This window comes from Microbacterium sp. NPDC056052 (assembly GCF_042266785.1).
Classification (GTDB): domain Bacteria; phylum Actinomycetota; class Actinomycetes; order Actinomycetales; family Microbacteriaceae; genus Microbacterium.
Map to the genome: position 1 here is coordinate 330,723 of NZ_JBHJWV010000002.1, position 16,426 is coordinate 347,148.

General features: G+C 71.4%; 13 protein-coding genes. 7 read left to right on the forward strand and 6 right to left on the reverse strand.

Features of this window, described 5'->3' with window-relative positions:
- Window positions 1-5 precede the first annotated feature (5 nt).
- Window positions 6-452 (reverse strand): MarR family winged helix-turn-helix transcriptional regulator, encoded by a 447-nt coding sequence (locus ACFC1J_RS05585; RefSeq protein WP_375903285.1) that lies wholly within the window; start codon window positions 450-452, stop codon window positions 6-8.
- A gap of 155 nt (window positions 453-607) precedes the next feature.
- On the opposite strand from ACFC1J_RS05585, the gene ACFC1J_RS05590 reads away from it, so the two are divergent.
- The 4 genes from ACFC1J_RS05590 (at window position 608) to ACFC1J_RS05605 (ending at window position 4,431) form a co-directional block, all read left to right on the forward strand.
- Complete coding sequence (locus ACFC1J_RS05590) at window positions 608-1,354, forward strand: copper homeostasis protein CutC (RefSeq protein WP_375903287.1); 747 nt, start codon at window positions 608-610, stop codon at window positions 1,352-1,354.
- 57 nt (window positions 1,355-1,411) lie between these two features.
- Window positions 1,412-2,281: an alpha/beta fold hydrolase gene (locus tag ACFC1J_RS05595; protein WP_375903288.1), complete on the forward strand. Its 870-nt coding sequence runs from the start codon at window positions 1,412-1,414 to the stop codon at window positions 2,279-2,281.
- Window positions 2,282-2,323: 42 nt separating this feature from the next.
- The gene (locus ACFC1J_RS05600) at window positions 2,324-3,373 is read left to right on the forward strand and encodes a biotin/lipoate A/B protein ligase family protein (RefSeq protein ID WP_375903290.1); all 1,050 of its coding nucleotides are present in this window, start codon (window positions 2,324-2,326) and stop codon (window positions 3,371-3,373) included.
- Window positions 3,374-3,462: 89 nt separating this feature from the next.
- Window positions 3,463-4,431: a DNA-methyltransferase gene (locus tag ACFC1J_RS05605; protein WP_375903291.1), complete on the forward strand. Its 969-nt coding sequence runs from the start codon at window positions 3,463-3,465 to the stop codon at window positions 4,429-4,431.
- A 210-nt stretch (window positions 4,432-4,641) separates the two neighbouring features.
- On the opposite strand, the gene ACFC1J_RS05610 is transcribed toward ACFC1J_RS05605, so the two are convergent.
- Both ACFC1J_RS05610 and ACFC1J_RS05615 read right to left on the reverse strand, forming a co-directional pair.
- On the reverse strand, window positions 4,642-4,968 hold the full coding sequence (locus ACFC1J_RS05610; RefSeq protein WP_375903293.1) for a hypothetical protein: 327 nt from the start codon (window positions 4,966-4,968) through the stop codon (window positions 4,642-4,644).
- A gap of 459 nt (window positions 4,969-5,427) precedes the next feature.
- Entirely contained in the window at window positions 5,428-6,324 is an 897-nt protein-coding gene (locus ACFC1J_RS05615; RefSeq protein WP_375903295.1) for a LysR family transcriptional regulator, read from the reverse strand.
- A gap of 262 nt (window positions 6,325-6,586) precedes the next feature.
- Here ACFC1J_RS05615 and ACFC1J_RS05620 point away from each other — a divergent pair, with 262 nt between their 5' ends.
- Complete coding sequence (locus ACFC1J_RS05620; protein ID WP_375903298.1) at window positions 6,587-10,063, forward strand: bifunctional proline dehydrogenase/L-glutamate gamma-semialdehyde dehydrogenase; 3,477 nt, start codon at window positions 6,587-6,589, stop codon at window positions 10,061-10,063.
- Window positions 10,064-10,347: 284 nt separating this feature from the next.
- On the opposite strand, the gene ACFC1J_RS05625 is transcribed toward ACFC1J_RS05620, so the two are convergent.
- Both ACFC1J_RS05625 and ACFC1J_RS05630 read right to left on the reverse strand, forming a co-directional pair.
- Window positions 10,348-11,823 carry a carboxylesterase/lipase family protein gene (locus ACFC1J_RS05625; RefSeq protein WP_375903300.1) on the reverse strand — a complete coding sequence of 492 codons (1,476 nt, stop codon included), beginning with the start codon at window positions 11,821-11,823 and terminating at the stop codon, window positions 10,348-10,350.
- A gap of 137 nt (window positions 11,824-11,960) precedes the next feature.
- Entirely contained in the window at window positions 11,961-12,527 is a 567-nt protein-coding gene (locus ACFC1J_RS05630; protein ID WP_375903302.1) for a TetR/AcrR family transcriptional regulator, read from the reverse strand.
- Between the two features lie 164 nt (window positions 12,528-12,691).
- On the opposite strand from ACFC1J_RS05630, the gene ACFC1J_RS05635 reads away from it, so the two are divergent.
- A complete protein-coding gene (locus tag ACFC1J_RS05635) occupies window positions 12,692-13,999 on the forward strand; it encodes an MFS transporter (RefSeq protein ID WP_375903304.1) in 1,308 nt (435 codons plus the stop codon).
- Window positions 14,000-14,056: 57 nt separating this feature from the next.
- Window positions 14,057-15,607 carry a carboxylesterase/lipase family protein gene (locus ACFC1J_RS05640; protein WP_375903306.1) on the forward strand — a complete coding sequence of 517 codons (1,551 nt, stop codon included), beginning with the start codon at window positions 14,057-14,059 and terminating at the stop codon, window positions 15,605-15,607.
- A gap of 154 nt (window positions 15,608-15,761) precedes the next feature.
- Here the strand turns inward: ACFC1J_RS05640 and ACFC1J_RS05645 are convergent, their stop codons facing one another.
- Window positions 15,762-16,361 (reverse strand): TetR/AcrR family transcriptional regulator, encoded by a 600-nt coding sequence (locus ACFC1J_RS05645; RefSeq protein WP_375903308.1) that lies wholly within the window; start codon window positions 16,359-16,361, stop codon window positions 15,762-15,764.
- Window positions 16,362-16,426: the final 65 nt, after the last annotated feature.

Below are 16,426 nucleotides of genomic sequence, written 5' to 3' on the forward strand. Positions count from 1 at the left end.
CTGGCTCACAGCTCGGCCAGCTTCCGCATCAGGATGCTGGCCTCGTGCAGGATCCGCAGCTCGTCCTCGGTCAGATGGAGCGCGGTGATCTCGGCCATCAGCAGCTGCGTGCGCCGCTCGAACGTCTCCGCCACGATCGCCTCGCCGGAGGGGGTGATCTCGACGTGCACGCGGCGCCGATCCTGGTCGTCGGGGATCCGCGTCGCGTATCCCTGCTCCTCGAGGCCCGTGACGAGCGAACTCATGGTCGGGGCGGTCACGCGCTCGCGATCGGCGAGCGCGGTGAGGGAGTGGCCGCCGTGCGCGCGGAGCGCGGCGAGTACGGCGAGCTGGGCGTCGCTCATCGCGGTGTTGCGGCTGTCCACGGCGCGCACGGCGCGCAGACGGCGGGCGAGCCGGAACGTGGCGAGGCGCAGTTCGGTGGCGGTCTCGTGCAGGTTCTCAGAAGTCATTGCTTAGATAGCCTAACTAAGTATTCGAGGGCGTGGGCGCATCCGGGTCGCGCGGTGCCGGGGCGGGCCGGGAGCTTACGCCGGTCATGCAAGCGGCTGAACAAATGCTCCGCGCGTCCGGGTCGCTCCCGACGCCGACCGGTGAGAATGGACGAATGCCGCTCGCGCTCGAAGTCGCCGTCCAGGATGCCGCCGGGGTGCGCATCGCCCGGGAGATCGGCGCGCGCCGCGTCGAGCTGACGCAGGCCCTCGCGCTCGGCGGACTCACGCCGTCGCCGGCGACGCTCGAGTGCGCGATCGAGGCCGCGGGGCCGGGTGCAGTCCCGGAGGTGCACGTGCTGGTGCGCCCGAGGGCGGGGGGATTCCACTACGACGCGGAGGAGATCGCGACCGCGGTGCGGGATGTGCGGTGGATGCTCGCGCACGGTGCCGCCGGAGTCGTGATCGGCGCGCAGACGGCCGGCGGCGAGCTCGATGCGGACGCCCTGGCGCGATTGCGCGATGCGGCCCGCGAGGTGCGCGCCGACGCCCAGGTGACGCTGCACCGGGCGATCGATGCGACACCGGATCCGCGGGCGGGGCTCGACGTGGCCCTCGCCCTGGGGCTCACCCGCGTGCTGACCTCGGGCGGAGCCTCGGCCGCGTGCGACGGGCTGGGCGTGCTGCGCGCCCTCGTCTCGGCGGCCGGAGGGCGGATCGAGGTGATGGCCGGCAGCGGCGTCACCGCGGCGAACGCGGCCGAGATCGCCGCGACCGGCGTGCACGCGCTGCACTTCTCCGCCAAGCGCACGGTCGCCGCGGCCGGATCCGTGCGGATGGGGTCCGCGGCGGACGACGGCGGCGGCCACGAGGTCACCGACCTCGCCGAGGCCCTCGCCGTGCGCGCAGCGGTCGGGCTCTGAGCGCGTCATCCGCGGACCCGATCCGCGCGCGGCGGCCGGGATCCGTAGACTCGGGGCATGGCTGAGCCCCGCACCGCCGAGTTCACCGACGCGCACGGCATCGCGATCGTCTACGACGTCCACCCCGCCGCTGACGGCGTCGCCCCCCGCGGAGCGGTGCAGCTGCTGCACGGCGTCGGCGAGCATGCCGGCCGTTACGGCGCGCTGATCGCCGCGCTCACGGCCGCCGGGTTCACGGTCTACGCCGACGACCATCGCGGCCACGGGCGCACGGGCATGAAGCAGCACGGCGACGCGGCGAAGCTGGGGCGGCTCGGCCCCGGCGGCATGCGCGCGGTCGTCGCGGACGAGTGGCAGCTGACCGAGCTCATCCGCGAGGAGAACCCCGGGCTCCCGCTCGTGCTGCTCGGCCACTCCTGGGGATCGTTCCTCGCGCAGATGGTCCTCAATGCCCACCCGGACGGCTACGACGCCGTGATCCTCACCGGATCCGCCCACCGCACCCCGACCGACCTCAACTCGCTGCCGCTGAACGCCAAGTGGAAGGGCCCGGGCGCGCACGGCCTCGAGTGGCTCAGCCGGGACCCCGCGGTGGGGGAGGCGTTCCGCGCCGATCCGCTCACGACCGAGGTCCCGCTGCTGAAGCTGTTCGGGCCGATCGAGGCCGCGCGACTCTACGGCCGCCCCTCCAAGGACTTCCCGAACGACGTGCCCGTGCTGCTCATGGTCGGCCGGGACGACCCGGTCGGCGGACCGCGCAGCGTGCACCGCCTCGCCGACGACTACCGCAACCGCTCCGGCCTCAGCGATGTGACCACGCTCGTCTACCCCGACGCGCGCCACGAGATCTTCAACGAGCTGCAGCAGGACGAGGTGCGGGCGGATCTGCTCGCCTGGCTCGACAAGCACATCCCGCGCCGCGACTGAGCCGCGGATCCGCGCCCGCACGCCGCCGCGTAGGCTGGAGCGGTGCACGGTGAGTACAAGGTTCCTGGCGGCAAGCTGGTCGTCGTCGACTTCGAGGTGACGGACGGCGCGATCGCCGACTTCCGGCTCGCGGGCGACTTCTTCCTCGAACCGGACGACGCCCTCGACGACATCAACGCCGCGGTCACGGGGCTGCCCGTCGAGACGGACGCGTCTGCGATCGCCGCGGCCGTGCGCGCGGCGCTCCCCGCGGGTGCGCAGCTGCTCGGGCTCACGCCCGAGGCCGTGGGCACCGCGGTGCGCCGCGCTCTCGTGACGGCACCGGGCTGGGGCGACTTCGACTGGGAGATCGTGCACGACAAGGCCGTCTCGCCGCGGATGAACCTCGCCCTCGACGAGGTGCTCACCACGCGCGTCGGCGAGGGCCGCCGCCGTCCTACTCTGCGGATCTGGGAGTGGGACGAGTCCGCCGTCGTGATCGGGTCCTTCCAGTCCTATCGCAACGAGGTGGATCCGGAAGGGGCTGCGAAGCACGGCTTCGACGTCGTCCGCCGGATCTCCGGCGGCGGCGCGATGATGATGGCCGCGGGCCAGATCATCACCTACTCGCTGTACGTGCCGGCGTCGCTCGTGCAGGGCATGACGTTCGCCGACTCCTATGCGTTCCTCGACGACTGGGTGCTGCAGGCGCTGCGCTCGCTCGGCATCGACGCGACCTACCAGCCGCTCAACGACATCGCCGGTCCCAGCGGAAAGATCGGTGGCGCCGCGCAGAAGCGCCTCGCCAACGGCGGAGTGCTGCACCACGCGACGCTGTCGTACGACATCGACGGCCAGATGATGACCGAGGTGCTGCGCATCGGGCGCGAGAAGCTGAGCGACAAGGGCACGGCCTCGGCCGCCAAGCGGGTGGATCCGCTGCGCAGTCAGACCGGCCTCAGCCGGGCCGAGATCATCGAGCGGTTCAAGGACACGTTCCGCAGCATCACCCGCGCCGAGGACGGCGCGATCGCCGCCGACGAATACGAGGCGGCGGAAGACCTGGTGCGCACGAAGTTCGCCACCGAGGCGTGGCTGCATCGGGTTCCGTGAGCGACGGGGCTGAAGCCGCTCCGGCCGCTGAGCGACCCATCGACTCGCTGTCGCTCGCTCAGGGCGAGTCTTCGCGAGACGAAACGCCCGTGCCCCGCGTCGGATCCGTCGAGATCGTGCACGGCGAGGCGCTCGACGTGGCCCGCACGCTGCCCGACGGATCCTTCACGCTCGTCTACCTGGATCCGCCGTTCAACACCGGCCGCACGCAAGAGCGGCACGCGGTCTCGACTCGTCGTGCCGACCGTCCGGCGTCTGAAACTCCGTCAATTCCGGACTCGCATGCGGATGCATCCGCGGAACTTCGAGGATTCGCTGACATGCCTGCGCAGAATCGACTGAGTTCCGAACGCGGCATCGCCGAGACGCGCCCCCGCGAGGTCAACCACGGCTTCCACGGGCACCGCTACGAGCGCGTGCGCGAGCTGCTGCACGCGTACGACGACCGCTTCGACGACTACGGCGACTTCCTCATGCCCCGGCTGGAGGAGGCGTGGCGGCTGCTTGCCGACGACGGCACGCTGTACCTGCACCTCGACTACCGCGAGGCGCACTACGCCAAGGTCATGCTCGACGCGGTGTTCGGCCGCGACTGCTTCCTGAATGAGCTCATCTGGGCCTACGACTACGGGGCCAAGCCGCGCACCCGCTGGCCCACGAAGCACGACACGATCCTGGTCTACGTGAAGACGCTGGGCGGGCACGTGTTCAACGTCGACGACATCGAGCGCGAGCCGTACATGGCGCCGAGCCTGGTCAGCGCCGCCAAGCGCGAGCGGGGCAAGCTCCCGACCGACGTGTGGTGGCACACGATCGTCCCGACCACCGGGCGCGAGAAGACCGGCTATCCCACGCAGAAGCCGGAGGGGATCCTGCGCCGCATCGTGCAGGCGTCGAGCCGCCCCGGCGACCGGGTGCTCGACCTCTTCGCCGGCTCCGGCACGACGGGCGCCGTCGCCGCCGCGCTGGGCCGCGACGCCCTGCTCATCGACGTGAGCCCCGAGGCCGTGCGGGTGATGCGGCAGCGGATCCCGCATGCGAGCGTGCGCGAGGGCTGACCCCCGAGGTCGTTGAGCGAGCACCGGCGAAGCCGGAGCGAGACGAAACGCGGCGCGCTCGCGGAACCGCTCCGTGAGTGTCGGCGCGACGATCCGCGCACAGCGCGACGATCGGCACACGGATCCGCATGGAAACGTGTGCTGATCCTGGCCTGATGTGCAGATCGTCGCGCGGTCGGCCCCGACCCTGTCCCCGCGGATTCCGGGGGATCAGAAATACGCGGCGAGCATGAGCAGGCCGCCGAGCGCACCGAGCGCGATGCCGGCGATCGCGAGACCGCGCACTGTTCGCCCGCGCGCACCGGCCGCACGACTCTGCCGCAGCGCTCCCGAACCCAGCGCGATCGGAAGGATGACGATCCAGATCCAGATCACGCGATAGCTGAAGGCGCCCAGGATCTCGGCCAGCGAGAACAGGGTCAGCACACCGCCGAGGACGACGCTCGCCACGGCACTGCCGAATCCGGTCTTGACCCCCGCCGGGGGCGTGCCGTACGGCTGTTGCGGCGCGCTCCCGTACGGTGCCGGCGGGGTCATGCCGTAGGGCTGCTGCGGGTACATCCCGGCCGGTGGTGCGCTCGTCTGCGGTGCGCCGGCCTGCGGAGGCGCGTACTGGCCGTATTGCGGCTGCGCGGGCTGGCCATACGCCGGTGCGGCCGGTCCGGTGCCGAATCCGGGTGGTGGGGGAACCGGCGGCGTCCCATGCGCGGACGGCTGGCCGAACCCTGGCGCTGCTGCGGGCGTGCCGAATCCGGGTGCTACCGGGGGCGTGCCGAACCCTGGCGCCGCCGGGGGAACCGGCGGCGCCGTATGCGGGATCGGTCGGCTGTACACCGGCGGTGCGACGGGCGGCGGAGGCGGCGGAGAGCCTGGTGCGCTCAGTGGCGCGGCCGTGTCCTGCGGCTCCGGGGCCGGTGGAAGAGAACTTGATTGCGTCATGGACCCCCCTGATGTCTGTCCCAGAGCATAGTGGGAGGTTCGTCCCGTGTCCCGGCCTCAGCGGCTCCGGGCATGACGTTGATGCGGCCTGAAGGCGTCCGCCAGTGCGCCGCGGACGGCGCCGATCGCCTCCGAGGCGCGCGCCGATTCGCGCACCGCGGTGAACACCTCGCGCACGGGGGATCCGGGCAGCTCCGACAGCGTGACCTGCGCGGGGGCGTCGCCCCAGATGAGGTCGGGCAGCATCCCGACCGCGTGACCGGACTCGATGAGCCGCACGTGCGCCGTCAGATCCGCCGCCTCGAAGCGCACGTCGGGTTCGAACCCCGCGGCCCGGCACTGCTGCACGGCCCACTGCCGTGCGGCGGATCCGATCGGCTCCATCACCCAGGCGCGATCCCGCAACAGGGGGAGCGACACCGCGTCCTCGCCGGGAGGCAGGACGAGGCGGATCGGATCCTCTCCGATCAGCTCGTGCAGATTGCCCGCGTGCCGCTCGCGGGTGTGGCCCGGATACTGCTCGGCGATCACGAGGTCGAAGCGGCGCGCGGTCAGCTCGAAAAGCCCCTCCTCGGGCGGCGCCTCGGTCATCTCGACGCGCAGGTGCGGGTGCGATGCGGCGACGGCGGTGAGCGCTGCGGGGACGATGGTCTCGGCGGCGGTCGGCATCGCGCTGATCCGCACGGCCTCGGCGGGCGCCTGGCTGAGCTCTTGCCTGGCCTGCTCGTCGAGCTCCAGGGCGCGGGCGGCGTGCGCGGCGAGCACGCGTCCCTCGGCCGTCAGCCGGATCCGCCGTCCGTCCGGTTCGAGCAGGGCGACACCCGCCTCGCGCTCCAGCAGGGCCAGTTGCTGCGACACCGTCGACGGGCTGTACGCGAGCGAGTGCGCGACCTCTGCGATGGTCCCGCGCAGCGCGAACTCGTGCAGCAGGCGCAGCCTCCGCAACTCGAACATGCTCTCTCCTCGCTCCCTGGTGACCGCGAGACTCCAACTCCGCGACGAGACTGCAGACCGCAAGCGCAGTCTCGTCGCCCAGATGGAGTCTCGCGGTCAGAGGGCGGCGGAACCATCGGGTATGTCGAATGATACTCGCCATGAATGATCGCTTTTCCTGCAGGGAGAACGGATCCATGCTGGGAGCATCCCCGCGCGCGTGCGCGATCCCCCAGCGCGCGTATGCGAACCCCGCCCCCGGGCACCGAACCCACGAGGAACCATGACCGCCAACGAAAGCCCTGTCGGCACCGCAGCCGGCATCGACGATCTCTCCGCCCTCGCCGACGACGCCGTCGCCCTCGTCAAGAAGTGGCTCGTGGAGAGCCGCGAGGTGCCCGTCGACGCCGCGGGCGAGCGTCTCGCCGGCGTGCTGCGCGACCCCCACGGCCTCGACTTCACGGTCGGCTTCGTCGACGGCGTCGTGCGCCCGGAGGACCTCAAGGTCGCCGCCGCCAAGCTCAAGGAACTCGTGCCGCTCACCCCCGGCTTCCTCCCCGCCCCGATGCGCGCCGCGATCGGCCTGGGCGGCGCGACCGCGGGCATGCTCCCCGGCGTGGTCGTCCCCGCGGCCCGCACCGTGCTGCGTCAGATGGTGCGCCACCTCATCGTGGACGCCCGCGACGAGAAGCTCGGCAAGTCGATCGCGCACATCCGCGAGACGCAGGGCGTGAAGCTCAACATCAACCTGCTCGGCGAGGCCATCCTCGGTCGCGAGGAGGCCGCGCGTCGCCTGGAGGGCACCCGCCGCCTGCTCGAGCGCGACGACGTCGACTACGTCTCCATCAAGGTGTCCTCGACCGTCGCCCCGCACAGCCCGTGGGCGTTCGACGCCGCCGTCGCGGACGCCGCGGAGGCGCTGCTGCCCCTGTACCGGATCGCGCGCAAGGGCATGCCCGATGGATCCGCGAAGTTCATCAACCTCGACATGGAGGAGTACAAGGATCTCGATCTCACGATCGCGGTCTTCACCTCGATCCTGGACCGCCCCGAGTTCACCACGCTCGAGGCCGGCATCGTGCTGCAGGCGTACCTGCCGGACGCCCTCGGCGCCATGATCCGCCTGCAGGAGTGGGCCGCGAAGCGCGTGGCCGACGGCGGTGCACCGATCAAGGTGCGCGTCGTCAAGGGCGCCAACCTGCCCATGGAGACCGTCGACGCCGAGTCGCACGGCTGGCCGCTCGCGACCTGGTCGACCAAGCAGCAGTCCGACGCCTCGTACAAGGCCGTGCTCGAGTACGCGCTGCGTCCCGAGCACGTGACCAACCTGCGGATCGGCGTCGCCGGTCACAACCTCTTCGACATCGCCATGGCCTGGCTGCTCGCCGAGAAGCGGGGCGTGACCGAGGGCGTCGAGTTCGAGATGCTGCTCGGCATGGCCTCCGCCCAGGCGCAGGTCGTCAAGCGCACGGTCGGATCCCTGTTGCTCTACACGCCCGTCGTGCACCCGGACGAGTTCGACGTCGCGATCGCGTACCTCATCCGCCGCCTCGAGGAGGGGGCGTCGCAGGAGAACTTCATGTCCGCGGTCTTCGACCTTGACGCGGACCCGAAGCTCTTCGAGCGCGAGAAGGAGCGCTTCCTCGCCTCCGTGCGCAGCATGCCCACCGAGGTGCCAGGCACCAACCGCGTGCAGGACCGCACGGCGCCGATCGAGCCGGGTCTGACCGACGGCTTCCTGAACGCCCCCGACACGGACCCGTCGCTCGCGGTGAACCGCACCTGGGGCGACACGATCCGCGCCCGCATGAAGGGCTCCGAGCTCGGCAACGCGACGGTCGAGTCGAACACCCTCTCCACGCCGGAGCAGGTCGACGCGGCGATCTCGACCGCGGTCGCCGCGGGCGGGGCCTGGCGTGCGCTGGGCGCCGAGGGCCGTGCCGCGATCCTGCACAAGGCTGGCGACGTGCTCGAGGCGCGTCGCGCCGAGCTGCTCGAGGTCATGGGATCCGAGGCCGGCAAGGTCATCGAGCAGGGCGACCCCGAGGTCTCCGAGGCGATCGACTTCGCACACTACTACGCCGAGAGCGCCAAGAAGCTCGCCCACGTCGACGGCGCGACCATGCAGCCGGTCGGACTGACGGTCGTCACCCCGCCGTGGAACTTCCCGGTCGCGATCCCGGCCGGATCCACCCTCTCGGCGCTCGCCACCGGATCCCCGGTCATCATCAAGCCCGCCCGTCAGGCCCGCCGCTCCGGCGCGGTCATGGTCGAGGCGCTGTGGGAGGCCGGCGTGCCGCGCGAGGTGCTGCAGTACGTGCAGCTCGACGGCCGCGACCTGGGCACGAAGCTCGTGAGCGACCCGGCTGTGGGCCGTGTCATCCTCACCGGCGGCTACGAGACGGCCGAGCTGTTCCGCGGCTTCCGTCAGGACCTGCCGCTGCTCGCGGAGACGAGCGGCAAGAACGCCATCATCGTCACGCCCTCCGCCGACCTCGACCTCGCTGCGAAGGACGTCGCATACGCGGCATTCGGCCACGCCGGACAGAAGTGCTCCGCGGCGTCGCTCGTCGTGCTCGTCGGATCCGCCGCGACCTCCGAGCGGTTCCGTCGTCAGCTCGTCGACGCCGTCCGCGCCTACGACGTGGGCGAGCCGAGCAACGGCTCCAACCGCATCGGCCCGCTCATCGGCCCTGCCGAGGGCAAGCTGCTCGGCGCCCTGACCACCCTGCATGCGGGCGAGAGCTGGCTGCTGAAGCCGGAGAAGCTCGACGACGCCGGTCAGCTGTGGCGTCCCGGCATCCGCGACGGCGTCCAGCGCGGATCCGAGTTCCACCGCGTGGAGTACTTCGGCCCGGTGCTCGGCATCATGACGGCGGGCTCCCTGGAGGAGGCGATCGACGTCGTGAACGACATCGACTACGGCCTCACCTCGGGTCTGCACTCCCTCGACGAGGACGAGATCCAGACGTGGCTGGCCGCCATCCAAGCGGGCAACGTCTACGTCAACCGCGGCACCACGGGTGCGATCGTGCAGCGTCAGCCGTTCGGCGGCTGGAAGAAGGCCGCCGTCGGCGCCGGTTCCAAGGCGGGCGGCCCGAACTACCTCGTGGGCCTCTCGGAGTGGACCGATGCCCCCGTCTCCTCGACGCGCGAGCTCGACGCGCTCGCGACCGCCGCGGTGGGTGCGCTCGCCGCCGCGGGCGATGCGGACGCCGACATCGCGTGGCTGCGCGGCGCGCTCGTCACCGACATCGACGCCTGGGCCGACGAGTTCGGCGTCGTCCGCGACGCGACCGGTCTCAGCACCGAGCAGAATGCGCTGCGCTACCAGGCCGTGCCGGTCACGGTGCGCTTCGAGGGATCCCGCGTCGCCGAGCTCGTGCGCGTCGTCGCGGCCGGACGCCGCGCCCGCGCGCGGGTCACGGTCAGCACGCTCGCTCCTCTGCCCGGGGCCGTGGCCACCTGGCTCGGCACACAGGACGTCACGGTCGCGACCGAGGATGCCGCCGCGTGGGCCGCGCACAGCCAGCGCCTCGCGGCGCGCGACGGACGGGTGCGCCTCATCGGCGCCACGGCGGCCGGCACCGCCGCCGCCGTGAACGGCTCGCCCAGCCTCGCGCTGTACGCGAACCCGGTGGTCGCCGCGGGCCGTGTGGAGATCCTGACCTTCCTGCGCGAGCAGGCGGTCTCGGTCACCGCGCACCGCTTCGGCACGCCGCACCGCTACGAGATCCCGCTGCTCGACCCGATCGCCTGATCGGATCCGCCGCGGGGCCTGCGGGCCCTGCTGAGACCCGGACCCGCCGTCCCGCTCCCATCGGACGGCGGGTCCGTCGTATCGACCCGGGGTCGTCGGGCGCACTTCGTGGATCCGTTCTGTCCTGCGGTCGTTGAGCGAACACGGCCGAAGGCCGAGTGAGACGAAACGCGGCGTCCTCCCGAGAGCACCGCGTTTCGTCTCGGTCGTGCTACGCGCGTCCTCGCTCAACGACCCCGGATTTACCGGCCTGCGGGGTCCTCGCTCAACGACCCCGGACGCGCTCAGGCCAGGGGTAGTGCGCCGTCGTAGGCGGTCGCCGAAAGCGCGGGCTCCGCGGGACCGGCTCCGAAGACGCGGGAGAGGCCCGGATCCGTGCGCCACTGCGGCCAGCCGGGATCGCCCTCCTCGACGAATCGGACGGCGGCGGTGTGCATCTCCGTCGCGAGGTGCTGCGGCGGGGTGGGGCCGGCCAGGCCCTCCACGAACGGATCGTCGAGCACGTCGAACCAGAACGGCACGTCGAGGCAGTGGCACGACCAGCCCTTCGCGGGGGACACCCAGGCGAAGCGGTACGCCCAGGTGGGGGCATCGCCGCGGGCCTGCGCGGCCCGCACGACGAGCGAGCGGAAGACCCGGTCCGTCACGAACCGCCCGAGCAGCGCCGGGGTGCCGAGGCGGCGCTGCGGCCCGTTCGCGGCGAGATAGGCGCGACGCACGCCCCGATCCCGACAGAGCAGGGTCAGCGCCAGCGGAGCGGGGACGAACCGCAGCACGCCGGGCGCGTGGTCCATGGTCATGGTGAACTCGTCGTCGGTCGCGCCGAGCAGCAGAGGCTTGTCGGCGCCGATCCCCGCCTGCAGCGCTGCGACGGCCGGGCGCGGCACGACCTCGCCGTCGACCACAGGACCCCAGGGCAGCCCGTCGGCGAGCGGGGCCAGCAGCGCCTTCAGCCGCGTCGCGCCGAGCAGGGCGGCCTTCGGCTGCGCGCGCTGCAGGGTGCGCTCCGGCACCGTGCGGAAGCCGGCGGCATCGGGCGCGCAGCCGAGCAGCACGCCGAGAGCTCGCGTGCGTCGCGACGCCAGCGCCGGGTCGATGTCGGCGAGGGCGGGGGAGAAGGCCATCGCCGCGTGGAAAAGGTGCTGCGCGCTCTCCAGGCCCAGCAGAGTCAGCACCGCGCCGGCCCCGGCGGACTGCCCCGCGATCGTCACGCGCGACGGATCCCCGCCGAACGCCGCGATGTTGCGCTGCACCCACTCCAGCCCCGCGATCCAGTCCAGCACCCCGCGATTCGCGGGAGCGCCGGGCATCAGGCCGAAGCCGTCGAAGCCGAGCCGGTACGACACGGTCACGGTCACCACGTCGTCGCGATTGAACGCGGCGCCGTCGTACCAGGGGCTCGCGGGTGAGCCGTCGACGTAGCCGCCGCCGTGGATCCACACCATGACGGGACGGGATCCCGCGAGAGACGGGGTGAACACGTTCACGTTCAGCGTCGCGGCGCCGGGGATGCTGGGCTCGGGGATGAGCGTCTCGCCCTTGTCGCCGCGCTGCGCGGTCGACCCGAACGCGGTCGCGTCGCGCACCGCGGTCCAGGGCTCGGGCGGCTGCGGAGCGGCGAAGCGCCGCTCCGCCACGGGTGCCGCGGCGAACGGGATCCCGAGGAACGCCGCGGAGGCGTGCGGAGTGCCGGGCTCGGCCCGCCAGAATCCCCGGACGGAACCGGAGTCGGTCTGGGCGAGAGGGGCGTCGGCGGTCACCCGATCAGCGTATCCGGCGGTCTCCTGTGTCGAACTCAGTCGAAACGGGTGCGTTCGGCGGGACTCGCGAAGTGAGCAACCGAAATCGACTGAGTTCAGAACGAGCTATGAGGATGACCTGGCTCAACACCCCGGTGTCACGCCCGCAGGAGCGCGAAGAACTGCTCGATGTCGGCGGCCATGTCGATCGTCGGATCCAGGATCCAGGCGTTCTGCAGCCCGTCGGCGAGGGCGTGCCCGGCGCGGATGACCCACTCGACGTCCAGATCCGCGCGGATGCGGCCCTCCCGCTGGTCCGCGAGGAGTGCCTCGCGTGCGGCCGCGTGCACGGTCTCGGTGCGGTCGAGGAAGAACCTGCGGGCCGGGTGCTCGGGGTCCGCGGACTCGGCGGCGAGGCGCGTGTAGAGCTCCACCAGTCCCGGCACCTCGGCATTGTGCCGCACCACCTCGAGGAACGACGCGGTGAACCCGAGGTCGTCGAACCGCTCCGTGTCGTGGGCATCGCGCGCGCGGAGGATCTCGACGAAGAGCTGCTCCTTGGTGCCGAAGTAGTGCAGGAGTCCCGCGGGGCTGAGTCCCACCGCATCGGCGATCTCGCGCACCGAGGCGTTGCGGTAGCCGCGTCGGCCGACGATGTCGAGCGCCGCTTCGAGGATCTCCTCGCGCTTGACGACGCCCTTCGCGTACGCACCCCGTTTGGCCATGGGGTCAGAATATCCGGCCCTCACGAAACCTGAACGATCATTGGCTTTCAGCTCCCGACAGCCTTGCATTGTTCGCGCTCCAGTGCGACAATCGTCCCGGATCCAGAAACCAAACACAGTTTGGTATTTAGATCTGCATTCGTTCTGCTCGATGAGGAGCCCCCATGACCATCACCCCTCCCGATCCCGCCACAGGGATCGCGCCGACCGGACTCATCCGTGCCGAGGCGCCCGCTGCGGGGGATCCCGCAGCCAGCCCGCCCGCGACGAAGCGGCTGCTTCCCAGCCTGCTGGCCGCCTCACTGACCCTGTTCGCGACCTATGGCGGGCTCATCGCGATCCTGCTGCCGTCGCAGATCGCGGTGCTGGATCCCGCGCACAAGGTGCAGAACCTGGCGATCGTCACGACCACGTCGTTCGTCTTCACGCTCTTCGCCCAGCCTCTCGCCGGCGCGTTCAGCGACCGCACCCGGTCCCGTTTCGGCCGCCGTGCACCGTGGATGGTCATGGGTGCGCTGGTCGGCGGCATCCTGCTGTTCGGCATGGGATCCCTCCAGGACGTCTTCTGGATCACGGTGTTCTGGGTGGCGATCCAGGTGGCCCTGAACTTCCTGCAGGCGCCGCTCACCACGATCACGGCCGACCGCTTCCCGCGCGCCAAGCGCGGCGGTGCGAGCGCCATGATCGGGCTCGGCACCCAGCTCGGCATGACGGTCGGCGTCATGATCGCGGCCGCGCTCGGCGCGCAGATCGGCATCGGCTACTCCGTCTTCGGCATCGCCGTGATCGTGGTCACCGTGCTCTTCGTCGTGCTCAACAAGGACTGGTCCTCGAAGAACGCCGCGGTCGCGCCGTTCCGCTGGGGCGCGTTCTTCCGCGGGTTCTGGATCAACCCCCGCAAGCACCCGGACTTCGCCTGGGCGTTCGCCGCCCGCTTCCTGCTGATCCTCGGCTACTTCGCCGTCACGGCCTACCAGCTGTACCTGCTGACCGACTACATCGGGATGTCGCTGGCCGAAGCGCAGGGCGCGACCCTTACTCTGACCCTGATCCCGCTGGTCCCCACCATGGCGGCGATCGCCCTCTCCGGCTGGTGGAGCGACAGGGTGGGCCGCCGCAAGGTGTTCATCTACGCCGCGACCGTCGTGATGGTGATCGGGCTGACGTTCCCGCTGCTGATGCCGAACATGACCGGGATGATCCTCATGAGCGTCGTGAACGGCATCGGCTTCGGCCTGTACATGTCGGTGGACGCGGCCCTCATGACCGAGGTGCTGCCCAGCGAGGGCAGCGATGCCGGCAAGGACCTCGGGATCCTCAACGTTGCCACCAACATCCCGCAGGCGCTCAGCGCGCCGATCGCCGCGGTGATCATCGGATCCTTCGGCGGCTACCCCATGCTGTTCGTGTTCGCGATGGTGTTCGCCGTGCTCGCGGCGATCGTCACCGCCCCGATCCGCGGCGTCAAGTAGCATCCGCCGGGGCGGGATCAGCCCACCCCGGCGCCACCCTCCACGAAAGGACTCCCGATGGAGAACACCCAGACCACCTCCGCCGCCGCGGATGCCGCCGAGGCCGCTGCCGAGCACCCGGAGGTGCAGATCGGCGCGGGGCGTGTGCGCGGACGCTGGCGCGACACCACCGCGCCCGGATCCGGTCCGCGCGGGAACCTCCGCTCCGCGGCGTTCCTCGGGATTCCGTTCGCCGAGGCGCCGGTGGGCGAGCTGCGCTTCGCCGCGCCGGTGCCGAAGGCCCCGTGGCAGGGCGTGTTCGACGCCGCTGCGTTCGGTCCCACGGCGCAGCGGGGCGACCCCGGTGTGACGCTCATCCCCGAGCCGAGCGTTCCGGGGGAGTCGACGCTCAATGTGAACGTCTACACGCCGACGATCCCCGAGGGTCTCGAAGGCCCTGCCGCGACCGGCGCCGGGCTGCCCGTGCTCGTGTACATCCACGGTGGCGGGTATTTCGCGGGGTCTCCGGCGAGCCCCTGGTATGACGGGCGCAACTTCACCCGCGACGGCGTGGTGACCGTGACGCTCTCGTACCGGCTCGGCTTCGACGGCTTCGGCTGGATCGAGGACGCGCCGTCGAACCGTGCCGTGCGCGACTGGCTGCTCGCCCTGGAGTGGGTGCAGCAGAACATCGCGGCCTTCGGCGGGGATCCGGCTCGGGTCACGATCGCCGGCCAGTCGGCCGGCGGCGGAGCGGTGATGACCCTGCTCGGCATGGAGAAGGCCCAGCACCTGTTCCACGGCGTCTATGCGATCTCCGGGGCTCTGGCCGACATCTCGGCGGCCCGTGCGGAGGAGTTCGGCCGGCGGCTGGCCGCCGAGCTCGGCGTCGCGCCCACGCGTGCGGGGCTCGGCGCACTGAGTGAGGAGCGCATCCTCGAGGTCCAGAAGAAGCTCACGGCCTTCGACGGTGGCGACATGGGCGACATCGTCGAGAACGGGCTGCCGCTCGGCCCGTCCGTCGACGGCGACCTCATCCTGCGTCCCACACCGGAGTCGTTCCGCGCTGGGATCGGATCCGACAAGCCACTCGTGCTCGGCGCGACGGACGACGAGTTCACGATGGCGACGGCCGATGCGGGCAAGGCCATGGCGCTCGTCCCGAAGGGGATGCTGCTCGGCAAGCTCGGCGTGCCGAAGGAGGCGCGCAAGCCGTACCTCGCCGCCAACGCCGATGTGCTCGCGAAGGGCAAGGCGCGCCTGGCGGGGCGCGTGCTGACCGACCGGATGTTCCGGGTCGCGATCCTGCGGATCCTGGCGGATCGCGGCACGGCTCCCACCTGGGTGTACCGATTCGCCTGGCCGTCCGGACACTTCGGGTTCGCGGAGCACTGCCTCGACGTACCGTTCTTCTTCGATTGCCTGGACGGCCCCGCGATGGATCCGCTCGCCGGCCCGAACCCGCCGCACGCGCTCGCCGACGAGGTGCACGCCGCCGCGGTCGCATTCATCGCGGGCGGCGACCCGGGGTGGGCCCGCTACGACGACGCGGCGAAGATCGCGCGCGTGTACGACACCCCGTCGCGGGACGAGTCGGATGCGTACGCCTCGGTGCGTCCGCTGCTGTAGGGGTGACGGGATCCCGGTCCGGGGTGCGGCATCCCGGGGTCGTTGAGTGCCCCGTCGTCTCGCTGCGCTCAGGGACCGATCTATGGACCGGTCCCTGAGCGCCCTTCGTCTCGCTGCGCTCGCCCAGGGACCCAGCCATTGGCCGGGTTGGCGGTCAGCGCCGATCTGGCGACTGCATCAGGTCGAACAGCGTCTCGATGAGGACCACCATGTCGAGTTCGGGTTCGACGAGCAGCTGCATCTGGGCGCCGTCGGACACGGCCTGCAGCAGCCTCGCGGCGAGCAGCGGGTCGATGTCGCCCCGGATCATGCCCTCGGCCTGCGCGTCGGCGATGGTCCCGGCCCAGCGCTCGCGGAGGCCGGTGCTGCGCTCCGCGAAGAACGCGCGGGACGGGTGCTCGGGGTTCGCGGCGTCGGCCGCGAGGCGGGTGAACAGCTCGACGAGCCCCGGCACGCGCGCGTTGTGCCGCACGATGTCGAGATAGCCGTCGCGCATCTCGTCGAGCGTCGCGGCGTCCACGGCACCGGAGTGGCCCGCCATGTCGACTTCGTCGCGCGTGCGCAGGATCTCGACGAACAGCTCGTCCTTGCTGTCGAAGTAGTGCAGCAGACCCGCCTGGCTGAGGCCGACCTCCTCGGCGAGCTCCTTCACGGAGGCGCCGTGGTAGCCCTCACGGGCGACCACCGCGAGAGCTGCGCGCAGGATCTCCTCGCGTTTCGCGATCCCCTTCGCGTACGAACCTCGTCGTGCCATGACCCGAGACTATCCCGGTGCGGAGCCGCCGCATCCAAAAACCGAGTAATACTTGCTTTCTGTCG

Excerpts from the sequence above, each read along its gene's own strand:
- ACFC1J_RS05585 (WP_375903285.1), bottom strand. The coding sequence starts at position 452 with ATGACTTCTGAGAACCTGCACGAGACCGCCACCGAACTGCGCCTCGCC.
- ACFC1J_RS05595 (WP_375903288.1), top strand. The coding sequence starts at position 1,412 with ATGGCTGAGCCCCGCACCGCCGAGTTCACCGACGCGCACGGCATCGCG.
- ACFC1J_RS05610 (WP_375903293.1), bottom strand. The coding sequence starts at position 4,968 with ATGACCCCGCCGGCACCGTACGGGAGCGCGCCGCAACAGCCGTACGGC.
- ACFC1J_RS05640 (WP_375903306.1), top strand. The coding sequence starts at position 14,057 with ATGGAGAACACCCAGACCACCTCCGCCGCCGCGGATGCCGCCGAGGCC.
- ACFC1J_RS05590 (WP_375903287.1), top strand. The coding sequence starts at position 608 with ATGCCGCTCGCGCTCGAAGTCGCCGTCCAGGATGCCGCCGGGGTGCGC.
- ACFC1J_RS05615 (WP_375903295.1), bottom strand. The coding sequence starts at position 6,324 with ATGTTCGAGTTGCGGAGGCTGCGCCTGCTGCACGAGTTCGCGCTGCGC.
- ACFC1J_RS05645 (WP_375903308.1), bottom strand. The coding sequence starts at position 16,361 with ATGGCACGACGAGGTTCGTACGCGAAGGGGATCGCGAAACGCGAGGAG.
- ACFC1J_RS05635 (WP_375903304.1), top strand. The coding sequence starts at position 12,692 with ATGACCATCACCCCTCCCGATCCCGCCACAGGGATCGCGCCGACCGGA.
- ACFC1J_RS05630 (WP_375903302.1), bottom strand. The coding sequence starts at position 12,527 with ATGGCCAAACGGGGTGCGTACGCGAAGGGCGTCGTCAAGCGCGAGGAG.
- ACFC1J_RS05620 (WP_375903298.1), top strand. The coding sequence starts at position 6,587 with ATGACCGCCAACGAAAGCCCTGTCGGCACCGCAGCCGGCATCGACGAT.